We start from the raw sequence: 24,901 nt of genomic DNA, 5'->3' as shown, positions 1-24,901 counted from the left end.
TCTGCTGATTTTTTTCCCGCCGGACTGAGGATTTTTGCTCAGGCTGAATCGTTACTATTTTTGCCTTAATTCGCGATATCTGTCTGTAACGCTTGTTTTTCCATTTCATTATGCTGCCGGGACGGATTTTTACCCGATAATGCGGTGACAGCCGGTGTGCCGCATGATGTCTGTGCGGCAATTAAATCTGATAAAGTCCTTTCAAAGCGCGTTTTTTTTGATATGAATATAGGGCAGAGATAAATGCAAGGGAACGGCGTCACAAAATAAGAATTAATCCGTCGTATGAAATCACTAAGATGTACAGGACAGAGAACTGCCGGCTGAAAGTTCCTCACCGGCGGTCATAGGATTCTGCCGTCAATAAGGGTCAGGGGTCGTATGAATCAACAATATTCCGCAATGCGCAGTAACGTCAGTATGCTGGGAAAACTTCTCGGAGACACGATCAAAGAGGCTCAGGGTGAACATATTCTCGAAAAAGTAGAATCCATCCGTAAGTTATCCAAAGCGTCACAGGCAGGGAATGAAATCCAGCGGCAGAAGCTGCTGATGACACTGCAAAATCTATCCAATGAAGAACTGCTGCCGGTTGCCCGTGCATTTAACCAGTTCCTGAATTTAACCAACGTGGCGGAGCAGTATCACAGCATTTCGCCGCATGGTGAGGCGGCCAGCAATCCGGTCGCTCTGGCGGCGCTGTTTGATCAGCTGAAAGCCAAAAACTTTACCAATGAAGAGATGCGCAAGGCCGTGGATGAGCTTTCCATTGAGCTGGTGCTGACCGCGCATCCGACCGAAATTGCCCGCCGTACGCTGATCCATAAACTGGTGGCGGTGAATACCTGCCTGGCACAGTTGGATCACGATGATCTGGCTGATTATGAGCATGATCGTATTATGCGCCGTCTGCGTCAGTTGGTGGCACAGGCCTGGCACACTGATGAAATCCGCAAAGACCGTCCGACACCGCTTGATGAAGCGAAGTGGGGTTTTGCTGTGGTGGAAAACAGTCTGTGGGAAGGTGTCCCGGCGTTTCTGCGCGAATTTAATGAGCAGCTTGAGGCGTCACTGGACTATAACCTGTCTGTGGAAGCCACGCCGATCCGCTTTACCTCCTGGATGGGCGGTGACCGCGATGGTAACCCGAATGTGACCGCAGATATCACCCGGCGCGTGCTGACTCTCAGCCGCTGGAAGGCCGCCGATCTTTTCTATAATGACATTCAGGTGCTGGTTTCCGAGCTTTCCATGAGTGAATGCACGCCGGAGCTGCGTGAGCGCGTGGGTGAGGATGCAGCCGAGCCGTATCGTGTGATCACCAAACAGCTGCGCGCGCGTCTGAAAAGCACACTGGACTATCTGGAGCGTTGTCTGGCCGGTGAACCGGCTATCAAACCGGACAACCTGCTGACGGACAACGAAGAGTTATGGGAGCCGCTGTATCTCTGCTACCGCTCGCTGGTTGAGTGCGGCATGAAGATTATTGCCAACGGCCAGCTGCTGGATACATTGCGCCGTATCCGCTGCTTTGGTCTGCAACTGGTGCGTATTGATGTGCGTCAGGAAAGCACCCGTCACACAGAAGCACTGTCTGAACTGACACAGTACCTCGGCCTCGGGAATTATGCTGACTGGCCGGAAGAGGAAAAGCAGGAGTTCCTGCTGCGTGAATTGCAGTCAAAACGCCCGCTGGTACCGCAGAACTGGCAGTGCAGCAATGAAACGCGTGAAGTCTTTGATACCTGCCGGGTGATTGCCGAATCACCGGAAAATTCTGTCGCTTCCTATGTGATTTCGATGGCGAAAGTGCCGTCAGATGTTCTGGCCGTTAAACTGCTGCTGAAAGAATCCGGCAGCCCGGTCACTCTGCCGGTCGCACCGCTGTTTGAAACCCTGGATGACCTTAATAATGCAGAGAGTGTCATCACCCGTCTGCTGAGCATCGACTGGTACCGTAACCTGATTAGTGATCGCCAGATGGTGATGATCGGTTACTCCGACTCCGCCAAAGATGCCGGTGTTATGGCGGCGTCCTGGGCACAGTACCGCGCCCAGGATGCACTGATTAAAGTCTGTGCCCGCGAAGGTGTGACACTGACTCTGTTCCACGGCCGCGGCGGCACCATCGGCCGCGGGGGCGCACCGGCACATGCCGCACTGCTCTCACAACCGCCGGGAAGCCTGAAGGGCGGCCTGCGCGTGACAGAGCAGGGTGAGATGATCCGCTTTAAATTCGGTCTGCCGCAGGTCACTATCAGCAGCCTGGCGATGTATGCCAGCGCCAGCCTGGAAGCGAATCTGCTGCCGCCGCCGGAGCCGAAACCGGAATGGGCGGCGGTGATGGATCGCCTGTCTGAAGTGTCCTGTGAGATGTATCGTGATTACGTGCGCGAACAACCGGATTTTGTCCCGTATTTCCGTGCGGCCACCCCGGAGCAGGAACTGGGCAAATTACCACTGGGCTCCCGTCCGGCAAAACGTCGTCCGACAGGCGGCGTGGAAACACTCCGTGCGATTCCGTGGATTTTTGCCTGGTCACAAAACCGTCTGATGCTGCCGGCCTGGCTGGGTGCGGGCGCGGCACTGAAAACAGCCGTGGATGAAGGCAACCGGGCCATGCTGGAAGTGATGTATTACCAGTGGCCATTCTTCAGAACCCGTATCGGTATGCTGGAAATGGTGTTCGCCAAGGTTGATTTATGGCTGGCGGAATACTATGACCAGCGCCTGGTCGAGCCGCGTCTGTGGCCGCTGGGGGCAAAACTGCGCGAACAGTTATCAGAGGATATTAAGAGTGTCCTGATGATTTCCAAAGATGAGCAGTTAATGGCTGACCTGCCGTGGATTGCGGAATCTATCGCTTTGCGTAACGTGTATACCGATCCGCTCAACGTTTTACAGGCTGAACTGCTGCACCGTTCACGCGAATGTGATCAGTCTGACCCGCAGGTGGAACAGGCACTGATGGTGACTATCGCAGGTATTGCCGCCGGTATGCGTAACACCGGCTGATATTATCAGCACGTCTTTTTTACCCCGGATGGCCGCTTTTATCAGCGGCCATTTTTTTTGACATTTTCCTGGCGGAAAAGGGTTATATGTTATCTAATTTAATATTATATAATAATATATATTATTGATGCCTATAACTGAGGTGACAAATGTCCTACTACAAAGATGTGATCAAAGATATCGCCGGCAACATGCAGGAATTACACAAAAATATTCCGGATGTGATGGGTGCGTTTATGACCATCATGCAAAGCAGCACGGCTGACGGTGCACTGGATAAAAAAACCAAAGAGCTGATTGCCGTGGCGATTGCCGTTGCCAACCGGTGTGACGGTTGTATTGGTTTTCACACTAAAACACTGGTTGAACTGGGGGTTACAGAACAGGAGTTATCTGAAGCACTGGGTATTGCTATCGGTATGGGCGGCGGACCATCCGTGATGTATGCGGCGAATACGCTGAAGGCATTTAAAGAGTTCTCATAAAGATATCGTTCTTTTGATACGGGTTACAGGCGAAAGTGTGTAACCCGTATTTTTTACCGGGAGAAAACGGGGGTTTCTTAAAATACGGTAACCGGTTCATTCCTTACTATCTGTTTGTTTTTAATTCAATAAGGAAAGGAATCATGTCAGTAAGTGCAATCGCTCAGCAACCGGTTCGTGAGACACCGATTACAGGGGAAAGCCGGAATATTTTTCAGACGATAGCGGATAAGTTTGTCTCGCTTGTGAACAGCCGCAAGACATTCTCCACGGGATGCAGCACACAGCAAGATCATAATATACAAAAAGCGTGTGAAAGGCTGGCTGCTCTGACGCTGGTTGAACCGGAGCGCTATACAACAGATGCTATGGCGCGGGGTGCAGAAAAACTCGGTATGGCATTGCCGGATAGTAAGGTTTCTGTCGGCATTAAAGCGGATATCTCTGGTGCTGCGCCTATCGGTAAATTATCTGTCCTGAAAACAACAGAGTATTCCGCACAGGAATTGCATGACATGCTCAGCAAACATTTGGATCAACCCGGAGCTTCGCAGGAGATGCGTGGAAAAATACAGACGACACTGAATATGGTTAATATAGGTATCAGCAGTGATGACATCAAAGATAAAGCATACTCTGACATGGTTGAACGTGGAGTGAATAAACTGAAGAGTGTTATCAGCACCGATATACTGAAGGAACATCGCAGGAATGAAATTGGCGGTGGTAAAGTATTAGATCATGACATCGTTAAAGAACTTGAAAAAATGAGCAATAGTTTATCTTCGTAATAAGAAAATTAAACAGGATACTGATATTCTGATACTTACTGATTAAGTACCGGAAAGGCCGGAACATATATAGTTTCGGTCTTTCCTTCATTGCTTCATATTTTTTCACTCTGAGAAAATGGCGCTTTTTTAAAATACGGCAACAGTTTCATTCCTTATTATTTATTTTTTTTTAATTAAATAGGGAAGAAATCATGCAATTAAAAGGAATAGTGCAGCAAATAATGGGTGAAAAATCTGTAAATCAGGTTACAGAGCAAGTCCGCGGTACTTTTCAAAAGGCAGAGGATAAGTTTGTCTCAGTTGTTAACAGTTGCAAGACATTCTCCACGGGATGCAGCACACAGAAAGATCATAATATTATGAAAGCGTGTGGTGCATTACTGGCGAAAACGCTGGTGAAACAGGAATACTATACAGAGGGATTCACCGGTAGCTGCGTAAAAAAACTGGGTATGACGCTGCCTGATAAGATTTTAGCCAGAAGTAAAACGGGTGTACCCGGCAGTGCGTCTATTAGCAGATTATCTGTGCTGAAAGCATCAGAGTGCTCCGCACAGGAACTGTATGATATGTTGAGCAAACAACTGAAGAAACCGGACACTGCACCAGAGATGCAGAAAAAAAATACGGGCGGTACTGGGGATGGCAGAAAATTACTCAGGCAGTATATATATCAGGGAAACAGAGGTCGTTAAGCGCTATGTGGATGAAATAAAAAAAGGCGTTATTTCTGACATATTGGTGGCACATGATATTAATCATATTGAACACAACCCTGTATTAGATGCATATGATGTTGCCACGTTAGAGTCGATGCAAAATAGTTGATGAAATAAGCACTGACCTATACTTTTTTACTGTCTTAAAGCGCCCGGTGAAATCACCCGGGCGTTTTATTGAGTGCGGTGTTATCAGAAACGCACCCGGAACCCGAGATCAGCACTCACCGGTGTTTCACTCTTATTACCGTTCAGATAATTAATTTCTGTATAGAATGCGGCCTGCGGAGTGATCTGTGCATCCAGTCCCAGACCGTATTTACCGGTGCTGCCGGAGAAATCGTTGCTGAAGGTATTGGCGCGGTTGATGGTCACATCATTCTCTTTGGTGAATTCATGAACCACTGCCAGGCGGACATACGGTTTCAGTACCGCACTGCTGACATCAAAGGATGTGGAAGCCAGAGCCCCGGCTTCACCCTGAAAACTGTCCGCACTGTGAATATCAGCACGCATACCGTTACTCAGTTCATAATCCGCGCTGCCGATCCGGGCATATTGCAGTCTGCCGTATGGCTGTACGGTCAGGGCAGGCAGGATTTCATAGTTAAATCCGCTTTCGATAGTGGCAGTAAAGGCATTCTGATGATAATCGCCACGGGCGGCACTGCCGTTTTTCATCCGGCCGTTATTGCTGTTATCCAGACGGTTGCCTTTGAGCATAGTATCTGCGTAGAAACCGCTGTCGTGCAGATATGTGGCATAAAGACCACCGTGCCAGCTTTCAACCGTACCGTTGCCGTAATCAGAGGTGCTGACTTTACTGCGGCTGAAGCCGGTGAACACACCAACCAGTACGGTGGCATCATTCAGGCGGAGTGGTTTATCCACACCGATCTGCATGCCGTCGAGTTTATTTTTAAACGCAGTATCGTTTTTGTCATTCAGGCGCGTGTTGTCATGCAGATAACGGGTCCATAATCCGTAGCTGTGCTGCGGGTTACTGTAGTAATTCCCCAGACGCTGCTGCAGGGAAACGGATTCAGCCTGTAATACCTGACGCGGCGCTGCCGCCATTGCCATTACATTTTTGGCGCTGTAACTCAGGACGGGTTTGGTGCCGCCGTTATTGCCGCCGGTATTACCGTTGTCGGTATCTTTATCGCCTTTGCGCTTGCCCTGTAAGTACCACTCTGTGCTTTCGCCGGATTGGGTTTTCTTCAGGGAATACTGATAAGCACCGATTTCAGCAGTCTCATCTTTATTCAGCAGACGGAACGCGGCATCACCGCTGTTAACGGACACAACCGTGTGGCGGGTGGCGCTTTTCGGTTCTTTACCGGAGTCCGCAAATTCAATACCGAAATTACCGGTGGCTTTATTGCTGACAGTAATATGATCGCCCCAGCCGTCCGCCATCTGCGTGGAGATATAAAAATCACCCTGTCCGGTTAATGTACCGATCTTCAGGTGATTTTGCTGAGCCGCCGGAGAATAAGCTTCCAGGGCAACCATGCCGCCCTTCATATTCAGGGTATTAATGGTGGTGACCAAATCCGCACCTAATTTATCCGGCATCGGGGCAAAATCGTCGACATCCGCACCGCCGGTCCAGGCCGGGCCGATTTCCAGTAATCCGGCATTATCAACGGTTTCAAATATCACATTCCCCGGTACGGCAGGGTTATTTGTTGTCACATCAATTTCTTGTTCATTGGTATTGTTCGCGAAAACTTCCGCACTTTTTTCAATCACCAGTGTGCCCGTTGAACGGGTATCTTCGCTGAAACTGACCTCACCGCCGGATTTGATCACTGCGCCGTTCAGTATACTGGTTGCATTTAGTGAAAGCTGTCCGCCGTTTTCAATGATGAAATCTGTTCCGGTCACGTTGCGGTTTAAATGCAGATGCTGATTATCCCGGACAATAACACCGGATTTATTTTCGGTAATCACATCATCCTGAATATCCGCCATTGCCCCGGCAGAATACCCTGCAATAGCTGCTTCAATTAAACAAACTAATACTAATTTTTTCATGTGGTTCTGACCTGCTGATACCCGTGACGATTCTGTCACGCTGAGAGAGTGTGAAATATAAAAACTTTCTTATGAATTGACCGGGTATTTTCAGCTGTTCAGACTGACAGGAGAATGCGGATTTTTACGTAAAAAACAGCAACAAAAGATAAAAAGTAATATATGTTACGGCGGGTGCATTGTGCGGTTATTTCAGGTGCGGGGATGAAAAAAACAGGAGTAATGCAAAATAATTTAACGATACCACTGATTACTCAATGATATCGTTATCTTTTCTATGCCACACAGGCTGCCGGGCGGACACCCAGGGTGTGGCAGATAGCGTAAGTCAGTTCCGCGCGGTTCAGGGTATAAAAATGGAAGTCTTTTACACCCTCACGGCTGAGCAGTTTCACCATCTCCATTGCCACGGAAGCACCGACCAGTTTGCGGGATTCCGGGTCATCATCCAGTCCCTCAAACATGGTACCGAGCCAGCCCGGGATGCGGACATTGGTCATGCCGGCGAAGCGCTGTAACTGTTTAAAGTTAGAGACCGGCAGAATGCCCGGCACAATCTCCACATCAATCCCTGCTGCCGCACAGCGGTCACGGAAGCGCAGATAGGTGCTGACATCAAAGAAAAACTGCGTGATAGCGCGATCTGCACCGGCATCAATTTTCTTTTTCAGACTAATCAGATCCGCCTGCGCACTGCGTGCCTCCGGGTGTACTTCCGGATAAGCGGCGACGGAAATATCAAAATCGGCGACTGATTTTAACAAACTGACCAGGTCAGCGGCATACATATCCGGTTTACTGCTGCTGTCAGGCAGATCACCGCGCAGTGCCACAATATGGCGGATACCGTTATCCCAGTAATCTTTGGCGATGGTTTTCAGCTCATCGCGGGTGGCATCAATACAGGTCAGATGCGGAACCGCAATCAGCCCGGTTTTCTCTTTGATACTTTTAATCACTGAGTGAGTGCGATCCCGCTCACCGGAGTTCGCCCCGTAAGTGACGGAGACAAATTTTGGTTTCAGTACACTGAGGCGTTCGATGGACTGCCACAGGGTCTTTTCCATTTCCGGTGTGCCCGGCGGAAAGAATTCAAAGGATACGGCCACACGACCGGCCAGTTCTGCCAGGTTCTGATTCAGTGCTTCGTGCTGGTCTATATGTAAAAAACTCATCGCTGCCCCCCGCAGTCGTCCGTGGCGCAAATACCCTTATTCATTCAAACTGCAGGTTCGTTGGCTGCATCCTGAATGACGTTGGGTATATATCCCGGCACGTCATTGTTTAAGTGTCTATACGTTTAGACGTCTGGATGTAGATTACGGGATGAGTTGGTTAAACGTCAACCACTAATTGTCACAGTGCGGGTGAGGTTTTCTCACGCACTGTATGAAAGTTCGTCATGATGAGGGAAAAGCAGCGGACAGGCAGGCTGTCCGCTGAGAAGGTTATGCCGGGTCTTTACAGCAGAAATGGGTGACAAGCTGGGTCAGCAGCTCGCGGGTCGGCTCAATAAAGCGGGTTTCGAGAAATTCATCCGGCTGATGTGCCTGTTCAATTGAACCGGGGCCGAGTACCAGCGTCGGGCACAGATCCTGAATAAACGGCGCTTCCGTACAGTAATTCACGGTCTGTGCTTTTTCACCGAGCAGATTTTCAATCACGCCGACCATTTTGTGATCCGTCGGGCAGGCGTAACCCGGAATCGGCGCGTGCAGTGCCTCAATGGCCAGACGCCCCGGCCAGCGTTGTTTCACCGGTTCCAGCGTTGCATTGAGCATATCATCGATATCACTGAGGGTCATTCCGGGCAGCGGGCGGATATCCATATGTAATTCACAGCAGCCGCAGATACGGTTTGCTGCATCACCACCGTGAATATGACCGAAATTCATGGTCGGATACGGAATGACAAACGCCGGATTATTGAATTTTTCCTTCAGCTCATTACGCAGTGACATTAGGTGAGTGATCGACTCATTCATCAGCTCAATCGCATTCACGCCGCGCTCCGGATCACTGGAGTGACCGGACTGGCCGGTGATACGGATAGCATTGGAGAGATGACCTTTGTGCGCCCGCACCGGTTGTAACGACGTGGGTTCACCGATAATGGCAAAAGACGGGCGGATAGCAGCATTGGCGGCAAAATAGCGCGCTCCGGCCATGGTGGTTTCTTCATCCGCCGTGGCGAGGATATAGAGCGGGTGCTGCAAATCTTTCACGCTGATATCGCGCAGCGCATCGAGGATAAAGGCGAAGAAACCTTTCATATCCGCCGTTCCCAGCCCGTACAGCTTGTTGTTCTGCTCGGTCAGTGTGAAAGGATCTTTGCTCCAGCGTCCTTCATCAAACGGTACGGTATCGGTGTGGCCGCACAGCAGCAGACCGCCGTCACCGTCGCCGAGACTGGCAAGCAGATTGAATTTGCCGCGTGTTTCCGGAACGGGTTGTACTTCGACATCAAATCCCAGGGTTTCAAACCAGGTCGCCAGCAGATTGATCACAGTTTCATTGCTCTGATCCGATTCCGCTTCCGTGGAACTGATGGAGGGTGCCGCGATGAGCTGACGATAAATCTCAATAAATGCAGGTAATTTAATATTCACTGTTGACAGCCTTTAGTCATAATAGTATCAATATTCATGCAGTTTATGTGAATAAAAATACATTGTTTGTGTTTCAGGTACAAGGTGAAGATAACTTATGTTGAAAACGCTGATTATCGGTGCCAGCGGATATACCGGAGCGGAACTCGCGGCTTATATCCAACGCCACCCGCAGACGGAGCTGACCGGCCTGATGGTATCCGCCAACAGTGCGGATGCCGGAAAATGTTTTTCGGATCTGCATCCGCAGTTCAGAGGCCTGGTGGATTTACCGCTGGAGCCGCTGACCGACCCGGCTGCCGTTGCACAAAATACGGATGTGGTATTCCTGGCAACCGCCCATGAAGTCAGCCATGACCTTGTGCCGGTTTTCCTTGCGGCAGGTTGCGCGGTATTTGATCTTTCAGGTGCTTACCGTGTTCAGCAGGATAATTTTTATCCACAATACTACGGATTTGAACACAAACATACCGCCTTATTGGCACAGGCGGTGTACGGGCTGGCGGAATGGCAGCATGACAAAATCCGCACCGCGCAGCTGATTGCGGTGCCGGGCTGTTATCCGACGGTCTCCCAGCTGGCACTGAAACCGCTGCTGGATAATGACTTACTGGATCTGACCCAATGGCCGGTTATCAATGCCACCAGCGGCGTGAGCGGCGCCGGGCGTAAAGCCGCACTGAATAACAGTTTTTGTGAGGTGAGTCTGCAGCCCTACGGGCTGTTTACTCACCGGCACCAGCCGGAAATTTCTGCACATCTCGGCACACCGGTGATCTTTACCCCGCATCTCGGCAATTTTAAGCGCGGAATTCTGGCAACCATCACCTGCAAACTGAAAAGCGGTGTGACCGCAGAACAGGTCAGCGCGGTTTATCACAAAGCCTACGACGACAAGCCGCTGGTAAGAGTCTATGACAGCGGTGTACCGGCACTGAAAGCGGTCACCGGCCAGCCGTTCTGCGACCTGGGCTTTGCCGTGCAGGGAGAACATCTGATTGTCGTTGGTGCAGAGGATAACCTGCTCAAAGGCGCTGCGGCTCAGGCGGTTCAGTGCATGAATATTCGTTTTGGCTTTAATGAAACGCTGTCACTGCTGCCACAGTAAGCAGACAGCACGACTTACTCTTTTATCTGACGGAAAACGGAAATGGAACCATTAGTCATCAAATTAGGCGGTGTGTTACTGGACAGCGAAGAAGCGCTGGGGCGTCTGTTTACTGCGCTGGCCGCATACCGGGCGTCGAATGATCGCCGCATTGTCATTGTTCACGGCGGCGGCTGCGTGGTGGATGAACTGATGGCGAAATTACAGTTACCGGTAGTGAAAAAACAGGGACTGCGGGTCACCCCGGCGGATCAGATCGACATTATCACCGGGGCGCTGGCGGGTAGTGCCAACAAAACACTGCTGGCGTGGGCGACCCGTTATCAGCTTAACGGCACCGGTTTGTGTCTCGGCGATGGTAAGAGTGTGAAAGTCACACCATTAAACGACGAGCTGGGCCATGTCGGCAAAGCGGCACCGGGCAATCCGGTACTGCTGAACCTGTTACTGAGCAATGGTTTTTTGCCGGTCGTCAGTTCCATCGGTATCACGGAAGACGGGCTGCTGATGAACGTGAATGCTGACCAGGCGGCCACCGCCATTGCGGAAACGCTGGGCGCGGATCTGGTACTGCTGTCGGATGTCAGCGGTATCCTGGACGGCAAAGGGCAAAAAATTAAGGCACTCGATGGCGTACATGCACAGAAACTGATCGACGACGGCATTATCACCGACGGCATGATTGTGAAAGTGAATGCGGCGCTGGAAGCCGCCGCCACACTGGGACGTCCGGTGGATATCGCCTCCTGGCGTCACGCGGATCAGCTGCATTTATTATTTGATGGCGAAGCCATCGGCACGCGGATTTCCGCGTAATCCGGATTATCAGCACATTGGCAGAATCATTCCGCTGCGGCGGATAACATTTACTGAAAGGACAGGGTTATGACAGAGGCAAAAAAGACAGGCATTAAAAAAATCGTACTGGCTTACTCCGGCGGTCTGGATACATCGGCGATTATTCCGTGGCTGAAAGAGCATTATGATAACTGTGAAGTGGTGGCATTTGTCGCCAATATCGGCCAGAGCGCGGAAGATCTCGACGGTGTCGAGCAGAAAGCGCTGAACTCCGGGGCATCTTCCTGCTATGTCGTCGATCTGCGCGAAGAATTTATCAAAGATTTTGTCTATCCGGTGCTGAAAAGCGGCGCTCTGTATGAGGGTAAATATCTGCTGGGTACCTCTATGGCGCGGCCGATTATCGCCAAAGCACAGGTTGAGCTGGCACTGAAAGTCGGTGCGGATGCGTTGGCACACGGTGCGACCGGTAAAGGGAATGACCAGGTGCGCTTTGAGGGAACCTATACCGCCCTTGCACCGCAGCTGAAAGTGATTGCGCCGTGGCGCGAGTGGGATTTACGTTCCCGTGAGGCGCTGCTGGATTACCTGAAAGTCCGTAATATCCCGACCACCGCATCTCTGGAAAAAATTTACAGCCGTGATGAAAACGCATGGCATATCTCCACCGAGGGTGGTGTGCTGGAAAGTCCGTGGAATCAGTCCAATGCAGATTGCTGGGTATGGACTGCTGATCCGCAGGAAGCCCCGGATCAGCCGGAACTGGTCACTGTCACCATTAAGGCCGGTGAAGTCACCGGGGTGAACGGCAAAGCACTGTCTCCGTATAACTGCCTGAATGCCCTGAATGAACTGGGCGCGAAACACGGCATCGGCCGGATCGATATTGTGGAAAACCGGCTGGTGGGAATGAAATCCCGCGGCTGTTATGAAACCCCGGGGGGCACCATTATGATGGCGGCACTGCGCGGACTGGAAGAGATCATTCTCGATCGCGACAGCTTCAAATGGCGTCAGCAGATCGGACTCGAAATGTCCTATGTGGTGTATGACGGCCGCTGGTTTGCCCCGCTGCGTAAATCTATTCAGGCAGCAGCAGATTCCCTGGCGGAAGAGGTCAGCGGCGAAGTCGTGCTGAAACTGTATAAAGGCCGGGTTACGGCGATTCAGAAACAGTCTGCCAACAGCCTTTACTCTGAAGAATTCGCCACATTCGGTGAAGATGACGTGTATGACCACAGCCATGCGGGCGGCTTTATCCGTCTGTATTCACTCTCCTCGCGGATCCGTGCGCTGAAAGCACAGAAATAACCGGCGGGAGACAGGGAGATTATGCACAGGGACGTGCATCAGACTGATTTATCATTAAAAACAGAAAGAAAGGGAAAAAGTATGGCACTGTGGGGCGGACGCTTCAGTCAGGAAGCAGATCAACGGTTCAAACAATTCAACGACTCGCTGAGATTCGATTATCGTCTGGCGGAGCAGGATATCACCGGCTCTGTGGCCTGGTCGAAAGCACTGGTGACTGTCAATGTGCTGACCGCACAGGAGCAGGCGGCACTGGAGCAGGCACTGAATGAGCTGCTGGCGGAAGTACAGGCCGACCCGCGGGCTATTCTGCGCAGTGATGCGGAAGATATTCACAGTTGGGTGGAAGGCAAACTTATCGCTAAAGTCGGCGATCTGGGGAAAAAACTCCACACCGGACGCAGCCGTAACGACCAGGTGGCCACGGATTTAAAATTGTGGTGCAAAGAGGCGGTCAGCCAGATCCTCGCGGCATTGCAGGAATTACAGCAGGCTCTGGTGCTGACGGCAGAACAGAATCAGGATGCGGTGATGCCGGGCTATACGCATTTACAGCGGGCGCAGCCGGTGACCTTTGCCCACTGGTGCCTGGCGTACAGTGAAATGCTGGCGCGGGATGAAAGCCGTGTCCGCGATGCTCTGGCGCGTTTTGATTACAGCCCGCTCGGCTCGGGCGCACTGGCCGGAACCGCGTATGCCATCGACCGGGAACAACTGGCCGGCTGGCTGGGATTCGCGGGTGCGACCCGTAACAGCCTCGACAGTGTGTCTGACCGTGATCATGTACTGGAACTGCTCAGCGATGCGGCGATCAGCATGGTGCATCTCTCCCGTTTTGCTGAAGACATGATTTTCTTCAACAGTGGTGAAGCGGCGTTTATTGAATTATCTGACCGCGTCACTTCCGGCTCCTCCCTGATGCCGCAGAAAAAGAACCCGGATGCCCTTGAGCTTATCCGCGGTAAATGCGGACGGGTACAGGGCGCACTGACCGGTATGATGATGACACTCAAAGGTCTGCCGCTCGCTTATAACAAAGATATGCAGGAAGACAAAGAAGGGCTGTTTGATGCTCTCGATACCTGGCTGGACTGCCTGCATATGGCAGCGCTGGTGCTGGAAGGTATTCAGGTAAAACGTCCGCGCTGTGAGGAAGCGGCCAAACAGGGCTATGCCAATGCGACAGAACTGGCGGATTACCTGGTGGCAAAAGGTGTTCCGTTCCGCGAGGCGCATCATATTGTCGGTGAAGTGGTGGTCGGTGCGATAGCAAAAGGCGTGGCACTGGAAGAAATGCCGCTGACAGAATTACAGGAATTCAGCCCGGTGATTGCTCTGGATGTGTATGACATCCTGTCACTCCAGTCCTGTCTGGAAAAACGCTGCGCGAAAGGTGGTGTCTCACCGGAGCAGGTGGCCGCGGCTATCAGTGAAGCTAAAATCCGGCTGAAGTTAGTGTAATACTATGGATTAGTAACACCATGGATTAGTAACACCATGGATTAGTAACACCATGGATTAGTAATACCATGGATTGCCCCCGGATCACCTGCTGTTGCCCGTGATCCGGGGTTTTTATTATCATCATCAGTATATTTTTTGCATATAACGCGAAGGCCAGATGTCGGCCGGTGATACATTCAGGAAATCCGCAATAATCTTTTCGCCTTTCGGCCAGCGCCGGGCAAGGGCATTATTCAGTGTTGCCGACCGCAATCCGGCATTACGCGAGAGTGCCGACAATGACGTTCCTCTTTTTTTGATGGCGGCAATAATATCCGCCGGATGCCAGTCTTGTGCTTTATTCATATTTATACCTTTATTAATTAATCTGACTAAATTTGGTGAGTATTTAATATCATGCTAATTAGTGATATTAATGCCGAAATTAAAGAGTAGATTAAATTATAAATTTTAAAATACGAGTAAATTGAGGGGTTGAAATTTCATTTTACTATGCTAAACATTAAAGTGATTTAACCAATACTTACTTGCACAGGGAATAATATGAATATTCAAAGTATCGCAATGGAAGAATTATGTAATCGTCTGACAAATGACTTTTCTCAGTATTTTGATTGGAATGATATGGGGATTAATTATTCCAGAGTTAACCTTTCGGATAAATCAGTCAATGTGTTATCGAGTGACTATGACTGGCTGCTGACATTCTGGGGGGATGATATGGATTTACGTATCGGAGAACGCCTGAGTGCAGGCATTCAGTATTGGAGTAACTACAGTGATGAGTACAGAACTGTTTTACAGAAAGGGAAAAACAGTACTTTTAAAGTGGATTTCTGTACAAAGCATGGTGATTTATTCGAGATTGTGTCTATTAACTCAGGAAAGAAATTATCTGTCGCAGACATGATGGCTATTTATAAATGGAAACCAACTATTTCTGATTATGCAGATCGGCTCTGGCAAAAAAAAGAAGATTTAATTTTGCCATTACGGGCAGAGGTAAATAAATCAGTTAATGAAAGTGAATTAGTAAATAATGATTCCACTGATATTTTAGATATCCACCAGTATATGCGCTTCGGTAATATCCGTTTTACCCGTAAAGAAGTTCTGACTATCCGGTTATTATTATCTCATCGTAAAGTAAAAGAGATCAGTGCAGTGCAGGGATGTTCAGAAGCATCAGAGCATAAACGTATTCAGCGCATAAAAGAAAAACTGGGTTGCCCGCATGCATCGTCCGGCGGGGTATTTAATGCGCTGAAAGAAAACGGGATCACACTGGCGTGTCTGGATACGCTGGTAAGCCTGCCGTAAACCATCTGTACAAATAACAACGCAACAGAGCGGGCTGCCGGGCAGCCCGTGAGATTGCAGACAAAGCAGGATAAAACGTGGTTTTTCCTGCTTTGTGTTATCAGCCGAAAATCAATAAATTGATTTTCCTGGTTTATTTTTACAACCACTGTCGGTCGTCGCCAACCCCTGCGGGTTTGTCAACGGCCTGACGGGCTGCCGGGCAGCCCGTCTTTATCAGGATCAAAGGGAATTGATAATGAAATGGAGATACCGGCTGGGTGCCGTGGCAGGGAATGCACTGGAGTATTACGATATCGCAGTTTTTGCGGCAATCTCCGTATATCTCAGCGCTGAGCTTGAAAGACTGGGTTATGAATCAGCAACTGAAATGGTCTGGGGAATATTTGCATTACGTTTTCTGGCACGTCCGATCGGCGGCTATATTATCGGACGTTATGCGGACAGGGCGGGGAAAAAGGCGGCATTGGTTTTAACCAGCCAGATTACCGGCGTTGCGACATTATGTATGGCATTATTACCAGTTCATTTACTGGGCTCTTATACACCGGTTGCTATTCTGTTGTTGCAAATGGTGTTGTCTTTCAGCTTTGCCGGGGAAAACCCGTCGCTGATGACATATTTATTCAGTGATGCAAAGAGAAATGAATATGCCAGAATTTCCGCTCTGATTGTCGGCAGCTCTGTTACCGGGGTTATCGTATCTCTCGGGTTGGTGTTATTACTGGAGAGCATGCTGTCACCGGAGATGATGCAAACTGTCGGCTGGCGGATCCCGCTGCTGGTCGGGGTGCTTAATATTATTATGAGTTTCTGGTTCCGCACCAGGTTACCTGCACTGCCGGTGCAATCTGTTATCACAAAGCGTGTTGACGGCCTGCGGGCATTACTGATTTTCCTGATGACCGTGCCGGGGTCTGCGGTATTCTATTCTTATAATATGTCTTCTTCACTTGTACGGGATCATATCGGAGCTGAATCCCTGAAAAGCAGTTATGCAATTTTTTCATCCTGTTTATATCTGTGTTGTATTCTGACCTGCGGGTGGCTGACGGATAAATACAGCTCGGCAGAAAAAGTGTTTAAAAGCGCATCAGCGGCACTGGTCATTTTTTCTGTCCCGCTTTATTTCTTACTCAGCAGCGAACAAACCGGCCTGGTCATTACTGCTCAGTTGATCCTGACCATTAATGCATCCTGTATCTCCTGCACACTGGCATCGGTGATTGCCGGTATTTCCCGTGGTCACACCACCACATTAAGCCTGGGATATAACCTTGCATCCACCCTGATCGGCGGATTTACCCCATTAATTATCGGCTGGCTGGTAGCATATGACCTGACATATGCCGGTGTGTATATCGCCGCCTCCGGCCTGACCGTCATGCTTTCTTACCGGTTAATGCGGAATGCCCCTGCCAAAGCTTGTGCGGTATGATGGTTATCAATGTGTTTTCATTGTTAATCACGGTTGGGAATATGGACGATTTTCTGAACCGCCTGGAAAAACATACATGGCTTTTCCGTGCGGGCAGTTATGGCATGGGGCTGTTGTCAGTGGCGCTTATATTTTTATTACGCAGTAATCTTTATCTGATTGTGCCGGCAATCGGTGCTATGGCGGCGGCATTTTACTTGTTTATGCTGCACAGGCAGTCTTATGTCACCGGGCTTATCGCAAAAGCCGGGGGAGTGACAGCATTTCTCGCACGGGAAGTTTCACCGGAAGAATGGCCGGTTTACCGGGATCTTGCGGACCTGACAGGGATCCGGCGTGAATTTGATGCCTGGTGTGCGCAACAGCCTGTGCCGGTAACTATCGGAGCCGCAGAGCAGGAACTGGGCGTGATAATGGCAGAAACGTACGGCATTGAGCGGGAAGTACGGGATGACGCTTACTCACTGAAATCCATCATAACAGGACAGGAGCACCGCCAGTCAGAATTGACGCTGCTGAGTACCGCCTTATTTATGTCGGGCGGTATACTGTTGTTCTGTGGTTTAGCTGTTTTACGGCCGGAATTTCTCAATGGCCTGCTGGTCGGTCTGCTATTACTAATTACCGCCATGGTGGTTTACTGGCTGACCCGGTACCGGGAAAAACAGCTCACAATGCAGATGCTGTCTTCTCCGGTGACCACCGCAACCCTGGACATACTGATGAGTGTGGCGGTGTCCGCAGATATTCATGATACTTTTTGTGACTATATGCGCACAGTACCGAAACCGGTCACCATCGGCAGTGCCACTGACTGGCTGACAGCGGAGCAGAAACGACGGCAGCGCTGACAAAAAAGAGGCCCGTTCTGATTTTCAGGATAAAAATTCGCTTAATAATCTAACTGCGTTATGATAGTTATCAATTGATTTTATCTATTAATCGCAGACGGAGACACAGGCATGAATATCCGGGATTTGGAATATCTGGTGGCACTTTCTGAGCATAATCACTTTCGCCGTGCGGCGGATGCCTGCCATGTCAGCCAGCCGACACTGAGCGGGCAGATCCGCAAGCTGGAGGATGAGCTGGGAGTGATGCTGCTGGAGCGGACCAGCCGTAAGGTCCTGTTTACCCAGCAGGGAATGCTGCTGGTGGATCAGGCCCGGACCATCCTGCGTGAAGTGAAAATCCTTGAGGAAATGGCCTCTCTTCAGGGGGAAAGCATGGCGGGACCGCTGCATATCGGTCTGATCCCGACCATCGCCCCGTATCTGCTGCCGCATATCATTCCGGAACTGCACCGGTTATGGCCGAAACTCGAGATGTATCTGCATGAAGCTCAGACACATCAGTTGCTGGCGCAACTGGACAGCGGCAAACTCGACTGCGCGATTCTGGCGCGGGTAAAAGAAACCGGCAGCTTTATTGAAGAACCGCTGTTTAATGAGCCGATGAAACTGGCGATTTATGATGAGCATCCGTGGGCATCACGTCAGGAAGTGGAAATGCACGAGCTGGCCGGCGAAAAACTGCTGATGCTGGAAGACGGGCACTGTCTGCGTGACCAGGCGATGGGATTCTGTTTCCAGGCGGGCGCACGGGAAGATACCCACTTCCGGGCAACCAGTATGGAAACGCTGCGTAATATGGTGGCCGCGGGCAGCGGTATCACGTTACTGCCGGATCTGGCGATTCCGCCGGAGCACAAACGCGATGGTGTGTGCTATCTCTCCTGCACCAATCCGGAGCCGTTCCGTGAAGTAATTCTGGTTTATCGTCCGGGATCACCTCTGCGCAGCCGTTACAGTCAGCTGGCAGAGGCTATCCGTGCAAAAATGAGTGCTTATTACCAGCAGGAGCCCGCTGTTTAAAATAAGCGGTTAAGCCCGTTCAGTGCGGCAACCCGGTAAGCTTCGGCCATGGTCGGGTAGTTGAAGGTGGTATTAACGAAATAATCGATGGTATTACCTTCACCTTTTTGTTCCATAATCGCCTGGCCGATATGGATAATCTCAGCCGCACGCTCGCCGAAGCAGTGGATCCCCAGAATCTGCCGTGTTTCACGGTGGAACAGAATTTTCAGACTGCCGGCATCCAGCCCGGCGATTTGCGCCCGGGCCAGATGTTTGAATTGTGCCCGGCCCACTTCATACGGAACCTTCATCGCGGTCAGCTGCTGTTCTGTTTTGCCGACTGAGCTTATCTCCGGAATGGTGTAAATTCCGGTCGGGATATCCTCAATCAGATGCAGCGGGGCATCGCCGTCATGAGTGATGGCCCGGGCGGCAATCCGCCCCTGGTCATAGGCCGCCGAGGCGAGGCTCGGGTAGCCGATAACATCCCCGACCGCATAAATCGCCGGATTGCTGGTCTGATAGGTATCATTAACACTGATAAGACCACGGCTGTCAGCCGTGATCCCGACATGCTCAAGACCGAGATTATCGGTGTTACCGGTGCGGCCGTTGGCAAAGAGCAGACAGTCTGCTTTTACTTTTTTTCCGGAGCGGAAGTGAATAATCACGCCGTCACCGGTGCCCTCAATCCGCTCATACTCTTCATTCTGGCGGATAACCACGCCGTTATTCCAGAAGTGATAGGTGAGTGCGTCCGACATCTCCTGGTCGAGAAATGCCAGTAACCGGTCGCGGGTGTTAATTAAATCCACTTTGACACTCAGACCGCGGAAAATCGAGGCATATTCACAGCCGATAACCCCGGCACCATAAATGATGACATGGCGGGGTTCGTGCGTCAGTGACAGAATGGTATCGCTGTTATAGATACGGGAGTGGCTGAAATCGACATCCGGCGGGCAGTACGGCCGGGAGCCGGTGGCGATAACCACATTATCCGCACGGAGAATATCGCAGCTACCGTCGCTGTAGCGCACACAGACATCACCTTCTTCGGTGAATTTTGCTTCGCCGCAGAACATTGTGCAGCCGTTACGCTCGTAAAAGCCGCGCCGCATGCCGGTCTGCTGGGTAATGACCCGCCCGGCGTGTGCCAGGATCTCTGAAAATGACGATTTCAGAATCCGGGAGTTATCACTGTACAGCGGATTCTGGTTAAATTCGATAATACGGCTGACGGCGTGGCGCAGCGCTTTGGAAGGAATCGTTCCCCAGTGGGTACAGCCGCCGCCGACGTCGTTATAACGCTCAATCACGGCAACCCGTTTTCCCTGCTTCACAAGTCCCATTGCCACACCTTCGCCACCCGGGCCGGAGCCGATGACAATGGCGTCAAACTGGTTCTGTTGCATATGAGAAATAACCTGTTTATACATAAATTAACAACATCATCTTAACATCAGATGCAAAATCAGCCTATGATTAGTAAGGTTTACAGGTCACAGTTCGGAAAATCTTTTTTTCAGGAATTTCACCGGCCATAAGCTAATCATCACTGAAAAAAGTATTAAGTTTGTTATATTGATCCGTCTGAATAAATTGAGAGTCTGAATTCCGTGAGTAACGTGATTGGTGTAAGAGCAAAACAAAAAGAAAAAACCCGCCGGGCCCTGATTGAAGCGGCTTTCAGTCAGCTGAGCGCCGAGCGCAGCTTCACCAGTCTGAGCCTGCGTGAGGTCGCCCGCGAGGCCGGAATCGCTCCGACGTCTTTTTACCGTCATTTCAAAGATGTGGATGAACTGGGGCTGACCATGGTGGACGAGAGCGGACTGATGCTGCGCCAGCTGATGCGTCAGGCACGGCAGCGTATCGCCAAAGGCGGGAGTGTGATCCGGACATCAGTTGCGACATTTATGGAGTTTATCGGTAATAACCCCAACGCTTTCAGGTTATTATTACGTGAGCGCTCCGGGACATCCTCAGAATTCCGCGCGGCAGTCGCACGGGAAATCCAGCATTTTATTGCAGAGCTGGCAGACTATCTGGAACTGGAAAGTAAAATGCCGCGTCAGTTTACTGAATTGCAGGCAGAATCGATGGTAACCATCGTATTCAGCGCCGGTGCGGAAGCTCTGGATATTGATTTGGAAAAGCGGGCGTACCTGGAAGAGCGGCTGGTATTACAGCTGCGGATGATCGCCAGAGGCGCGTATTACTGGTATCGCCGCGAACAAGAGAAAATGCATGACCCCGATTATACCCCTTTAATTTAGCACACATCACCAAGGAGAACGTTATGACGGAACAGTATCGCCGTGACAAAGGAACCTTACTGCTCGCTTTTATTGTCGGGCTTTCAGTACACGGTACTTTTTCAGCACTTTTTAATTCCGCAGTCCATTTTTCGGTTTTTCCGGTTCTGGCATTGTGTCTTGCGGTCTATTGTTTCCATCAGCGCTACCTCAACCAGATGCTGCCGGAAGGCATGCCCAAGCTGGTGACCGGCACGTTCTTCCTGGGTCTGTTCGCCTATAACGCCCTGATGCGTGCGGAATATCCGGAAGCCGGATCAAACTACTTTTCTGCCGTCTTTATTGTGATTATCGCATTGTGGCTCTACCGGGCGATGAAACAGCGCCGTGCCACCGGACAGGATGAAGTAACGGAGTAATCGCGTCAGAAAGATAAAGATGCAGAAGAAGCCGGTCACTGACCGGCTTCTTTGTATCCGTGTCAGGCACGGCAGGGAAACGGGATCACGCGGTGTGCCATCCGCTGTGTAAACTGCTGATTATGAGAGGCAACAATCATCGGCAGATTCAGCTGTGTGAGAATATCTTCCAGCCGCTGAATATTTTTCTCATTCAGGCCGTTGGTCGGTTCATCCAGCAGGAGAACTGACGGTGACATTGCCAGTACACCGGCCAGTGCGGTAAAGTTTTTTTCACCGCCGGAAATTTCAGTCACAGCGCGGTCTTTCAGCCGGACAATATCCAGCATCTCCAGGCACTGTAAGGCGCGTTCCCTTGCTGCCTCCTGTGTCATTCCCATATTCAGCGGGCCGAACATTACATCATCCAGCACACCCGGACCGAACAACTGATCATCAGGATGCTGAAACAGCAATCCCAGCGGGCCGCGAACCTCTGTGAAGTCGTCCTCAGAGTGACGGGACTTGCCGAAAACCGAAATATTCCCGGTAAACGGGATAAAACCTAACAGAGTGTGCAGCAGAGTAGATTTCCCGCTGCCGATATCACCGCACAGAAAAAGCCGTTCTCCGGCGTTCAGTTCAAAGTTCAGATCCTGAATTATGGGTACATTGTTGCGGCTGACAACCAGATTGCTGACCTGAATCAGGGGATTTTGGGACGTCATTAACAGACCTTTTTGTATTAACAGAAGACGGGCGTGCGTAAAAACCCCGGGCTTTCAGCGCCATTTCAGTGGTTTCCGCTTTGTGCATCGCTTTGATCAGCAGCAGGGCGACTAATTGGGACAGCATGGTAAATGTCCGTTTATTCATCCCTTTACGGAATCCCCGTGCTTTCATGGCAGTTTCAAGCTGTTGTTTGGTCTCACTGAAAATCGCGATATAGCGGATCGTCAGAATAAACAGCTTAATCAGCTTGTCGGGCAGGGGATAACGCTTCACGGCACATGCCAGATCGATATCTGTCATGTTTGTCAGCATCGCAGAGACAAACAGCAGAATCGCATTCATTTTCAGCGTGATTTGCAGGGCGAGAAACACGCCTGCCGGGGATTGCACAATGCCCTGGCTCTCAATTTTCCACGGCAGTGTCAGCCAGACAAACAGGATAAAAATATTCAGTTTCAGCACGGTCAGCAGTGAACGGCCCAACTGACGGCGGCGGCAGACAATAAACAGCAGAAAAGCACCCGACAGACCGGCAATAAGCCAGTCGGTCTGCCGGATACCGCTGAGCAGAAAAGCCCAGAGAACCGCAAGAAGCAGGCGCCGGTGAGGAGGCAGCCAGTTATCCATAGGTATGTTGCCCGTGCTGATTAACCATCAGGGCGGCCGGACGCATTTTTGCCAGCGCCAGCAGGATCCCCACACTGATCAGGGAGTCGGTGACAAAAATCGGCAGGTGCCCGATAAACAGGAGCCAGACCAGATCGATATAAGACTTACCGCTGTCCAGCACCAGTGCCAGCGAGGTCAGACACACCGTACCCAGGGTGCCGATAACCCCGGCCATCACACCGAGATACACCAGACGCCCCTGACTCAGCCCCGGGCGCAGGGAATTACGGAACAGGTAATAAACCAGCAGCGCCGGAATGGAAATATTACACAGGTTAACCCCGAGAACCGCGAATCCGCCGAAGGAGAAAAACAGTACCTGCAGCGCGAGGGCAATCAGGAATGCCGGGAAAACCGCCCAGCCGAGGAACAATCCCGCAAGCCCGTTTAAGATCAGATGCACACTGCTGACCCCTATCGGCACATGAATAGTTCCGGCGACAAAAAACGCAGCCCCGAACAGGGCTGCCAGTGACAGACGCGAAGTATCCAGCTGACGGATGCCGATAGCAACCCCGGCGGCCGCGACCACACCGGCTCCGGCCAGTACAGGAAGATGTAATACGCCTTCAGATAAATGCATGTCTTCCTCCTGTTATGCGGCGTTTTTAGCGGCCTGCTTAGTTAACTCACGGGCACGGAAGAATGCGATCACACCGAAAATACCCACGATATAACCCACACCACCGAGAATATTCTGCAGATAAATTTTATTCTTCAGCTGATCAATATCCTGGCGGATCTGAATATAGCCGGAAGAAGAATCACTGCTGCCGGTGCCGGCTGTTGCGGAAATAACCGGGACTTCCGTTTCCACTTTGTGCCCTTCATCACCTTCAACATAGAGAATATAATCGCCGGTTGCCGGTACTTCGATTTTGAAATAGCCTTTCTCATCGGTCTTACCGGATATTTCATCATCTTCATGGCCTTTCAGATAAGTACCGACATAGGTATCTTTTGCCGGAGACATATCAGAATAATAAGACTGCCCGCTGATAACATTACCTTCCAGCTGTGCAACCACATGCATGGAATGAGCTTGTGCTGTTGTTGCCAACAGCACCCCGTTAATCAGTAAAATGGCAAATAAATAAACAGATTTCATAACGTTTAATTACTCAGCGTCAAAAGATAAAACATATTCCAGCTGCTGGAATCCGTACTCTTTATTATCCGGAGTATCCAGTTTGTATTCGGCGTAAACTTTATTGGCGCCTTTTTCAGCTTTGAATTTTGCCAGACCGTCTTTATTGGTTAACACACCCGGATCTTCTTCACTTTTGGCAATCTTCATGCCTTCCAGCGGCTGACCATCTTTCAGAGCTTTGATTTCAAACTCCTGACCGGCGACAGGTTTGGTCATCGGTACCAGTTCATAAGGGGTGTTAAAGACTTTCGTGGCATTATCATCCCACTTCACGATGTTTTTACTGAATTTAATCGGATTTTTGCTGAATTCCGCGTCCGGTACTTCAATTTTATTTTTTTCAACGGTACGGCCGTTCTTTAATTTACTCCAGACGCCGTTGTCGTAGCCTAATAAGATAATCGACGCATTCTCAGGCATGACGAAGTAAGCTTCACCATCTTTATACGTCGTACTGACTGTTTCAACTTTACCATCCTGCATAACAGCCTGAACCGGTTTTAATTTATTTTCCGGATAGGTTTCTGTCGGGTTGTGACCAAAGCGGACAACATAATCAGAGCCGTCAGTTTGTTCTATCCAGATATTATGTGCACTTGCCTGAAAACTGCCAAATAACAGAGCGGCTGAAATTAACGTTATTTTCTTCAGAGACATAAAAATACCTTTCGATTAAGTTACGGGATTATTTACGGCCGAGTATAGAGCAGTGAAAATAAAAATAAGACCTTAAATTCAGA

General features: G+C 50.3%; 24 protein-coding genes. 14 read left to right on the top strand and 10 right to left on the bottom strand.

Features of this window, described 5'->3' with window-relative positions:
* Positions 1-381 precede the first annotated feature (381 nt).
* From ppc to JC793_RS18960, 4 genes are all read left to right on the top strand, one after another.
* A complete protein-coding gene (ppc, locus tag JC793_RS18975) occupies positions 382-3,015 on the top strand; it encodes a phosphoenolpyruvate carboxylase (RefSeq protein WP_218427024.1) in 2,634 nt (877 codons plus the stop codon).
* Between the two features lie 149 nt (positions 3,016-3,164).
* Positions 3,165-3,500 (top strand): carboxymuconolactone decarboxylase family protein, encoded by a 336-nt coding sequence (locus JC793_RS18970; RefSeq protein ID WP_046892916.1) that lies wholly within the window; start codon positions 3,165-3,167, stop codon positions 3,498-3,500.
* Positions 3,501-3,643: 143 nt separating this feature from the next.
* A complete protein-coding gene (locus tag JC793_RS18965; protein ID WP_218427022.1) occupies positions 3,644-4,291 on the top strand; it encodes a hypothetical protein in 648 nt (215 codons plus the stop codon).
* Positions 4,292-4,485: 194 nt separating this feature from the next.
* Positions 4,486-4,989, top strand: coding sequence for a hypothetical protein (locus JC793_RS18960; RefSeq protein ID WP_218427020.1), 504 nt, complete (start codon positions 4,486-4,488; stop codon positions 4,987-4,989).
* A gap of 216 nt (positions 4,990-5,205) precedes the next feature.
* Here JC793_RS18960 and JC793_RS18955 read toward each other — a convergent pair whose 3' ends face one another.
* The 3 genes from JC793_RS18955 to argE form a co-directional block, all read right to left on the bottom strand.
* Positions 5,206-7,053, bottom strand: coding sequence for an autotransporter outer membrane beta-barrel domain-containing protein (locus JC793_RS18955; RefSeq protein WP_218427018.1), 1,848 nt, complete (start codon positions 7,051-7,053; stop codon positions 5,206-5,208).
* Positions 7,054-7,328: 275 nt separating this feature from the next.
* The gene (gene metF / locus JC793_RS18950) at positions 7,329-8,228 is read right to left on the bottom strand and encodes a methylenetetrahydrofolate reductase (protein ID WP_112549958.1); all 900 of its coding nucleotides are present in this window, start codon (positions 8,226-8,228) and stop codon (positions 7,329-7,331) included.
* Between the two features lie 273 nt (positions 8,229-8,501).
* A complete protein-coding gene (argE, locus tag JC793_RS18945) occupies positions 8,502-9,662 on the bottom strand; it encodes an acetylornithine deacetylase (protein ID WP_046892918.1) in 1,161 nt (386 codons plus the stop codon).
* A gap of 97 nt (positions 9,663-9,759) precedes the next feature.
* Between argE and argC the strand changes: the two genes are divergently transcribed.
* The 4 genes from argC (at position 9,760) to argH (ending at position 14,340) form a co-directional block, all read left to right on the top strand.
* The gene (gene argC, locus JC793_RS18940) at positions 9,760-10,770 is read left to right on the top strand and encodes an N-acetyl-gamma-glutamyl-phosphate reductase (protein ID WP_218427016.1); all 1,011 of its coding nucleotides are present in this window, start codon (positions 9,760-9,762) and stop codon (positions 10,768-10,770) included.
* A 42-nt stretch (positions 10,771-10,812) separates the two neighbouring features.
* Complete coding sequence (argB, locus tag JC793_RS18935; protein ID WP_218427014.1) at positions 10,813-11,586, top strand: acetylglutamate kinase; 774 nt, start codon at positions 10,813-10,815, stop codon at positions 11,584-11,586.
* A gap of 69 nt (positions 11,587-11,655) precedes the next feature.
* On the top strand, positions 11,656-12,879 hold the full coding sequence (locus tag JC793_RS18930) for an argininosuccinate synthase (protein ID WP_218427012.1): 1,224 nt from the start codon (positions 11,656-11,658) through the stop codon (positions 12,877-12,879).
* A gap of 81 nt (positions 12,880-12,960) precedes the next feature.
* Positions 12,961-14,340 carry an argininosuccinate lyase gene (argH, locus tag JC793_RS18925; protein WP_166708829.1) on the top strand — a complete coding sequence of 460 codons (1,380 nt, stop codon included), beginning with the start codon at positions 12,961-12,963 and terminating at the stop codon, positions 14,338-14,340.
* A 126-nt stretch (positions 14,341-14,466) separates the two neighbouring features.
* Here the strand turns inward: argH and JC793_RS18920 are convergent, their stop codons facing one another.
* Positions 14,467-14,688, bottom strand: a complete 222-nt coding sequence (locus tag JC793_RS18920) for a helix-turn-helix domain-containing protein (RefSeq protein ID WP_112549961.1) — start codon at positions 14,686-14,688, stop codon at positions 14,467-14,469.
* Between the two features lie 198 nt (positions 14,689-14,886).
* Between JC793_RS18920 and JC793_RS18915 the strand changes: the two genes are divergently transcribed.
* The 4 genes from JC793_RS18915 (at position 14,887) to oxyR (ending at position 18,975) form a co-directional block, all read left to right on the top strand.
* Positions 14,887-15,663: a helix-turn-helix transcriptional regulator gene (locus JC793_RS18915; RefSeq protein ID WP_218427011.1), complete on the top strand. Its 777-nt coding sequence runs from the start codon at positions 14,887-14,889 to the stop codon at positions 15,661-15,663.
* Positions 15,664-15,901: 238 nt separating this feature from the next.
* Positions 15,902-17,101 (top strand): MFS transporter, encoded by a 1,200-nt coding sequence (locus JC793_RS18910; RefSeq protein WP_218427009.1) that lies wholly within the window; start codon positions 15,902-15,904, stop codon positions 17,099-17,101.
* Between the two features lie 41 nt (positions 17,102-17,142).
* A complete protein-coding gene (locus JC793_RS18905) occupies positions 17,143-17,952 on the top strand; it encodes a hypothetical protein (RefSeq protein ID WP_218427007.1) in 810 nt (269 codons plus the stop codon).
* Positions 17,953-18,063: 111 nt separating this feature from the next.
* Positions 18,064-18,975: a DNA-binding transcriptional regulator OxyR gene (oxyR, locus tag JC793_RS18900; RefSeq protein ID WP_046892926.1), complete on the top strand. Its 912-nt coding sequence runs from the start codon at positions 18,064-18,066 to the stop codon at positions 18,973-18,975.
* Here oxyR and sthA read toward each other — a convergent pair.
* A complete protein-coding gene (gene sthA / locus JC793_RS18895) occupies positions 18,972-20,372 on the bottom strand; it encodes a Si-specific NAD(P)(+) transhydrogenase (protein WP_046892949.1) in 1,401 nt (466 codons plus the stop codon). The two genes, oxyR and sthA, sit on opposite strands and share 4 nt — an antisense overlap.
* A gap of 204 nt (positions 20,373-20,576) precedes the next feature.
* On the opposite strand from sthA, the gene fabR reads away from it, so the two are divergent.
* On the top strand, positions 20,577-21,233 hold the full coding sequence (gene fabR / locus JC793_RS18890; protein WP_046892927.1) for an HTH-type transcriptional repressor FabR: 657 nt from the start codon (positions 20,577-20,579) through the stop codon (positions 21,231-21,233).
* Between the two features lie 23 nt (positions 21,234-21,256).
* Positions 21,257-21,631: a YijD family membrane protein gene (locus JC793_RS18885; RefSeq protein ID WP_107680723.1), complete on the top strand. Its 375-nt coding sequence runs from the start codon at positions 21,257-21,259 to the stop codon at positions 21,629-21,631.
* A 62-nt stretch (positions 21,632-21,693) separates the two neighbouring features.
* On the opposite strand, the gene JC793_RS18880 is transcribed toward JC793_RS18885, so the two are convergent.
* The 5 genes from JC793_RS18880 to JC793_RS18860 are packed head-to-tail and all read right to left on the bottom strand — an operon-like array spanning position 21,694 to position 24,818.
* Positions 21,694-22,338: an energy-coupling factor ABC transporter ATP-binding protein gene (locus JC793_RS18880; protein ID WP_247717286.1), complete on the bottom strand. Its 645-nt coding sequence runs from the start codon at positions 22,336-22,338 to the stop codon at positions 21,694-21,696.
* Positions 22,253-22,969: an energy-coupling factor transporter transmembrane component T family protein gene (locus JC793_RS18875; protein WP_218427005.1), complete on the bottom strand. Its 717-nt coding sequence runs from the start codon at positions 22,967-22,969 to the stop codon at positions 22,253-22,255. The genes JC793_RS18880 and JC793_RS18875 overlap by 86 nt, the downstream gene beginning before the upstream one ends.
* Positions 22,962-23,594: a cobalt transporter CbiM gene (gene cbiM, locus JC793_RS18870; protein WP_046892931.1), complete on the bottom strand. Its 633-nt coding sequence runs from the start codon at positions 23,592-23,594 to the stop codon at positions 22,962-22,964. Before cbiM ends, JC793_RS18875 begins: the two co-directional genes overlap by 8 nt.
* Positions 23,595-23,606: 12 nt before the next feature.
* Positions 23,607-24,119, bottom strand: a complete 513-nt coding sequence (locus JC793_RS18865) for a nickel ECF transporter (protein WP_046892932.1) — start codon at positions 24,117-24,119, stop codon at positions 23,607-23,609.
* A gap of 9 nt (positions 24,120-24,128) precedes the next feature.
* The gene (locus JC793_RS18860) at positions 24,129-24,818 is read right to left on the bottom strand and encodes a DUF4198 domain-containing protein (protein WP_218427003.1); all 690 of its coding nucleotides are present in this window, start codon (positions 24,816-24,818) and stop codon (positions 24,129-24,131) included.
* Positions 24,819-24,901 lie beyond the last annotated feature (83 nt).

Origin of the sequence: Morganella morganii (assembly GCF_019242955.1) — a bacterium.
Classification (GTDB): Bacteria; Pseudomonadota; Gammaproteobacteria; order Enterobacterales; family Enterobacteriaceae; genus Morganella; species Morganella sibonii.
This window is presented reverse-complemented; position numbering and strand designations above follow the sequence as displayed.

What these genes read in the sequence shown, in the direction of transcription:
- sthA (WP_046892949.1), bottom strand. Translation starts at nt 20,372, where the DNA reads ATGCAACAGAACCAGTTTGACGCCATTGTCATCGGCTCCGGCCCGGGT.
- JC793_RS18885 (WP_107680723.1), top strand. Translation starts at nt 21,257, where the DNA reads ATGACGGAACAGTATCGCCGTGACAAAGGAACCTTACTGCTCGCTTTT.
- JC793_RS18860 (WP_218427003.1), bottom strand. Translation starts at nt 24,818, where the DNA reads ATGTCTCTGAAGAAAATAACGTTAATTTCAGCCGCTCTGTTATTTGGC.
- JC793_RS18880 (WP_247717286.1), bottom strand. Translation starts at nt 22,338, where the DNA reads ATGACGTCCCAAAATCCCCTGATTCAGGTCAGCAATCTGGTTGTCAGC.
- JC793_RS18960 (WP_218427020.1), top strand. Translation starts at nt 4,486, where the DNA reads ATGCAATTAAAAGGAATAGTGCAGCAAATAATGGGTGAAAAATCTGTA.
- JC793_RS18920 (WP_112549961.1), bottom strand. Translation starts at nt 14,688, where the DNA reads ATGAATAAAGCACAAGACTGGCATCCGGCGGATATTATTGCCGCCATC.
- ppc (WP_218427024.1), top strand. Translation starts at nt 382, where the DNA reads ATGAATCAACAATATTCCGCAATGCGCAGTAACGTCAGTATGCTGGGA.
- argH (WP_166708829.1), top strand. Translation starts at nt 12,961, where the DNA reads ATGGCACTGTGGGGCGGACGCTTCAGTCAGGAAGCAGATCAACGGTTC.
- JC793_RS18955 (WP_218427018.1), bottom strand. Translation starts at nt 7,053, where the DNA reads ATGAAAAAATTAGTATTAGTTTGTTTAATTGAAGCAGCTATTGCAGGG.
- metF (WP_112549958.1), bottom strand. Translation starts at nt 8,228, where the DNA reads ATGAGTTTTTTACATATAGACCAGCACGAAGCACTGAATCAGAACCTG.
- JC793_RS18875 (WP_218427005.1), bottom strand. Translation starts at nt 22,969, where the DNA reads ATGGATAACTGGCTGCCTCCTCACCGGCGCCTGCTTCTTGCGGTTCTC.
- JC793_RS18905 (WP_218427007.1), top strand. Translation starts at nt 17,143, where the DNA reads ATGGACGATTTTCTGAACCGCCTGGAAAAACATACATGGCTTTTCCGT.
- JC793_RS18865 (WP_046892932.1), bottom strand. Translation starts at nt 24,119, where the DNA reads ATGAAATCTGTTTATTTATTTGCCATTTTACTGATTAACGGGGTGCTG.
- JC793_RS18970 (WP_046892916.1), top strand. Translation starts at nt 3,165, where the DNA reads ATGTCCTACTACAAAGATGTGATCAAAGATATCGCCGGCAACATGCAG.
- JC793_RS18910 (WP_218427009.1), top strand. Translation starts at nt 15,902, where the DNA reads ATGAAATGGAGATACCGGCTGGGTGCCGTGGCAGGGAATGCACTGGAG.
- argC (WP_218427016.1), top strand. Translation starts at nt 9,760, where the DNA reads ATGTTGAAAACGCTGATTATCGGTGCCAGCGGATATACCGGAGCGGAA.
- JC793_RS18930 (WP_218427012.1), top strand. Translation starts at nt 11,656, where the DNA reads ATGACAGAGGCAAAAAAGACAGGCATTAAAAAAATCGTACTGGCTTAC.
- JC793_RS18915 (WP_218427011.1), top strand. Translation starts at nt 14,887, where the DNA reads ATGAATATTCAAAGTATCGCAATGGAAGAATTATGTAATCGTCTGACA.
- JC793_RS18965 (WP_218427022.1), top strand. Translation starts at nt 3,644, where the DNA reads ATGTCAGTAAGTGCAATCGCTCAGCAACCGGTTCGTGAGACACCGATT.
- oxyR (WP_046892926.1), top strand. Translation starts at nt 18,064, where the DNA reads ATGAATATCCGGGATTTGGAATATCTGGTGGCACTTTCTGAGCATAAT.
- cbiM (WP_046892931.1), bottom strand. Translation starts at nt 23,594, where the DNA reads ATGCATTTATCTGAAGGCGTATTACATCTTCCTGTACTGGCCGGAGCC.
- argB (WP_218427014.1), top strand. Translation starts at nt 10,813, where the DNA reads ATGGAACCATTAGTCATCAAATTAGGCGGTGTGTTACTGGACAGCGAA.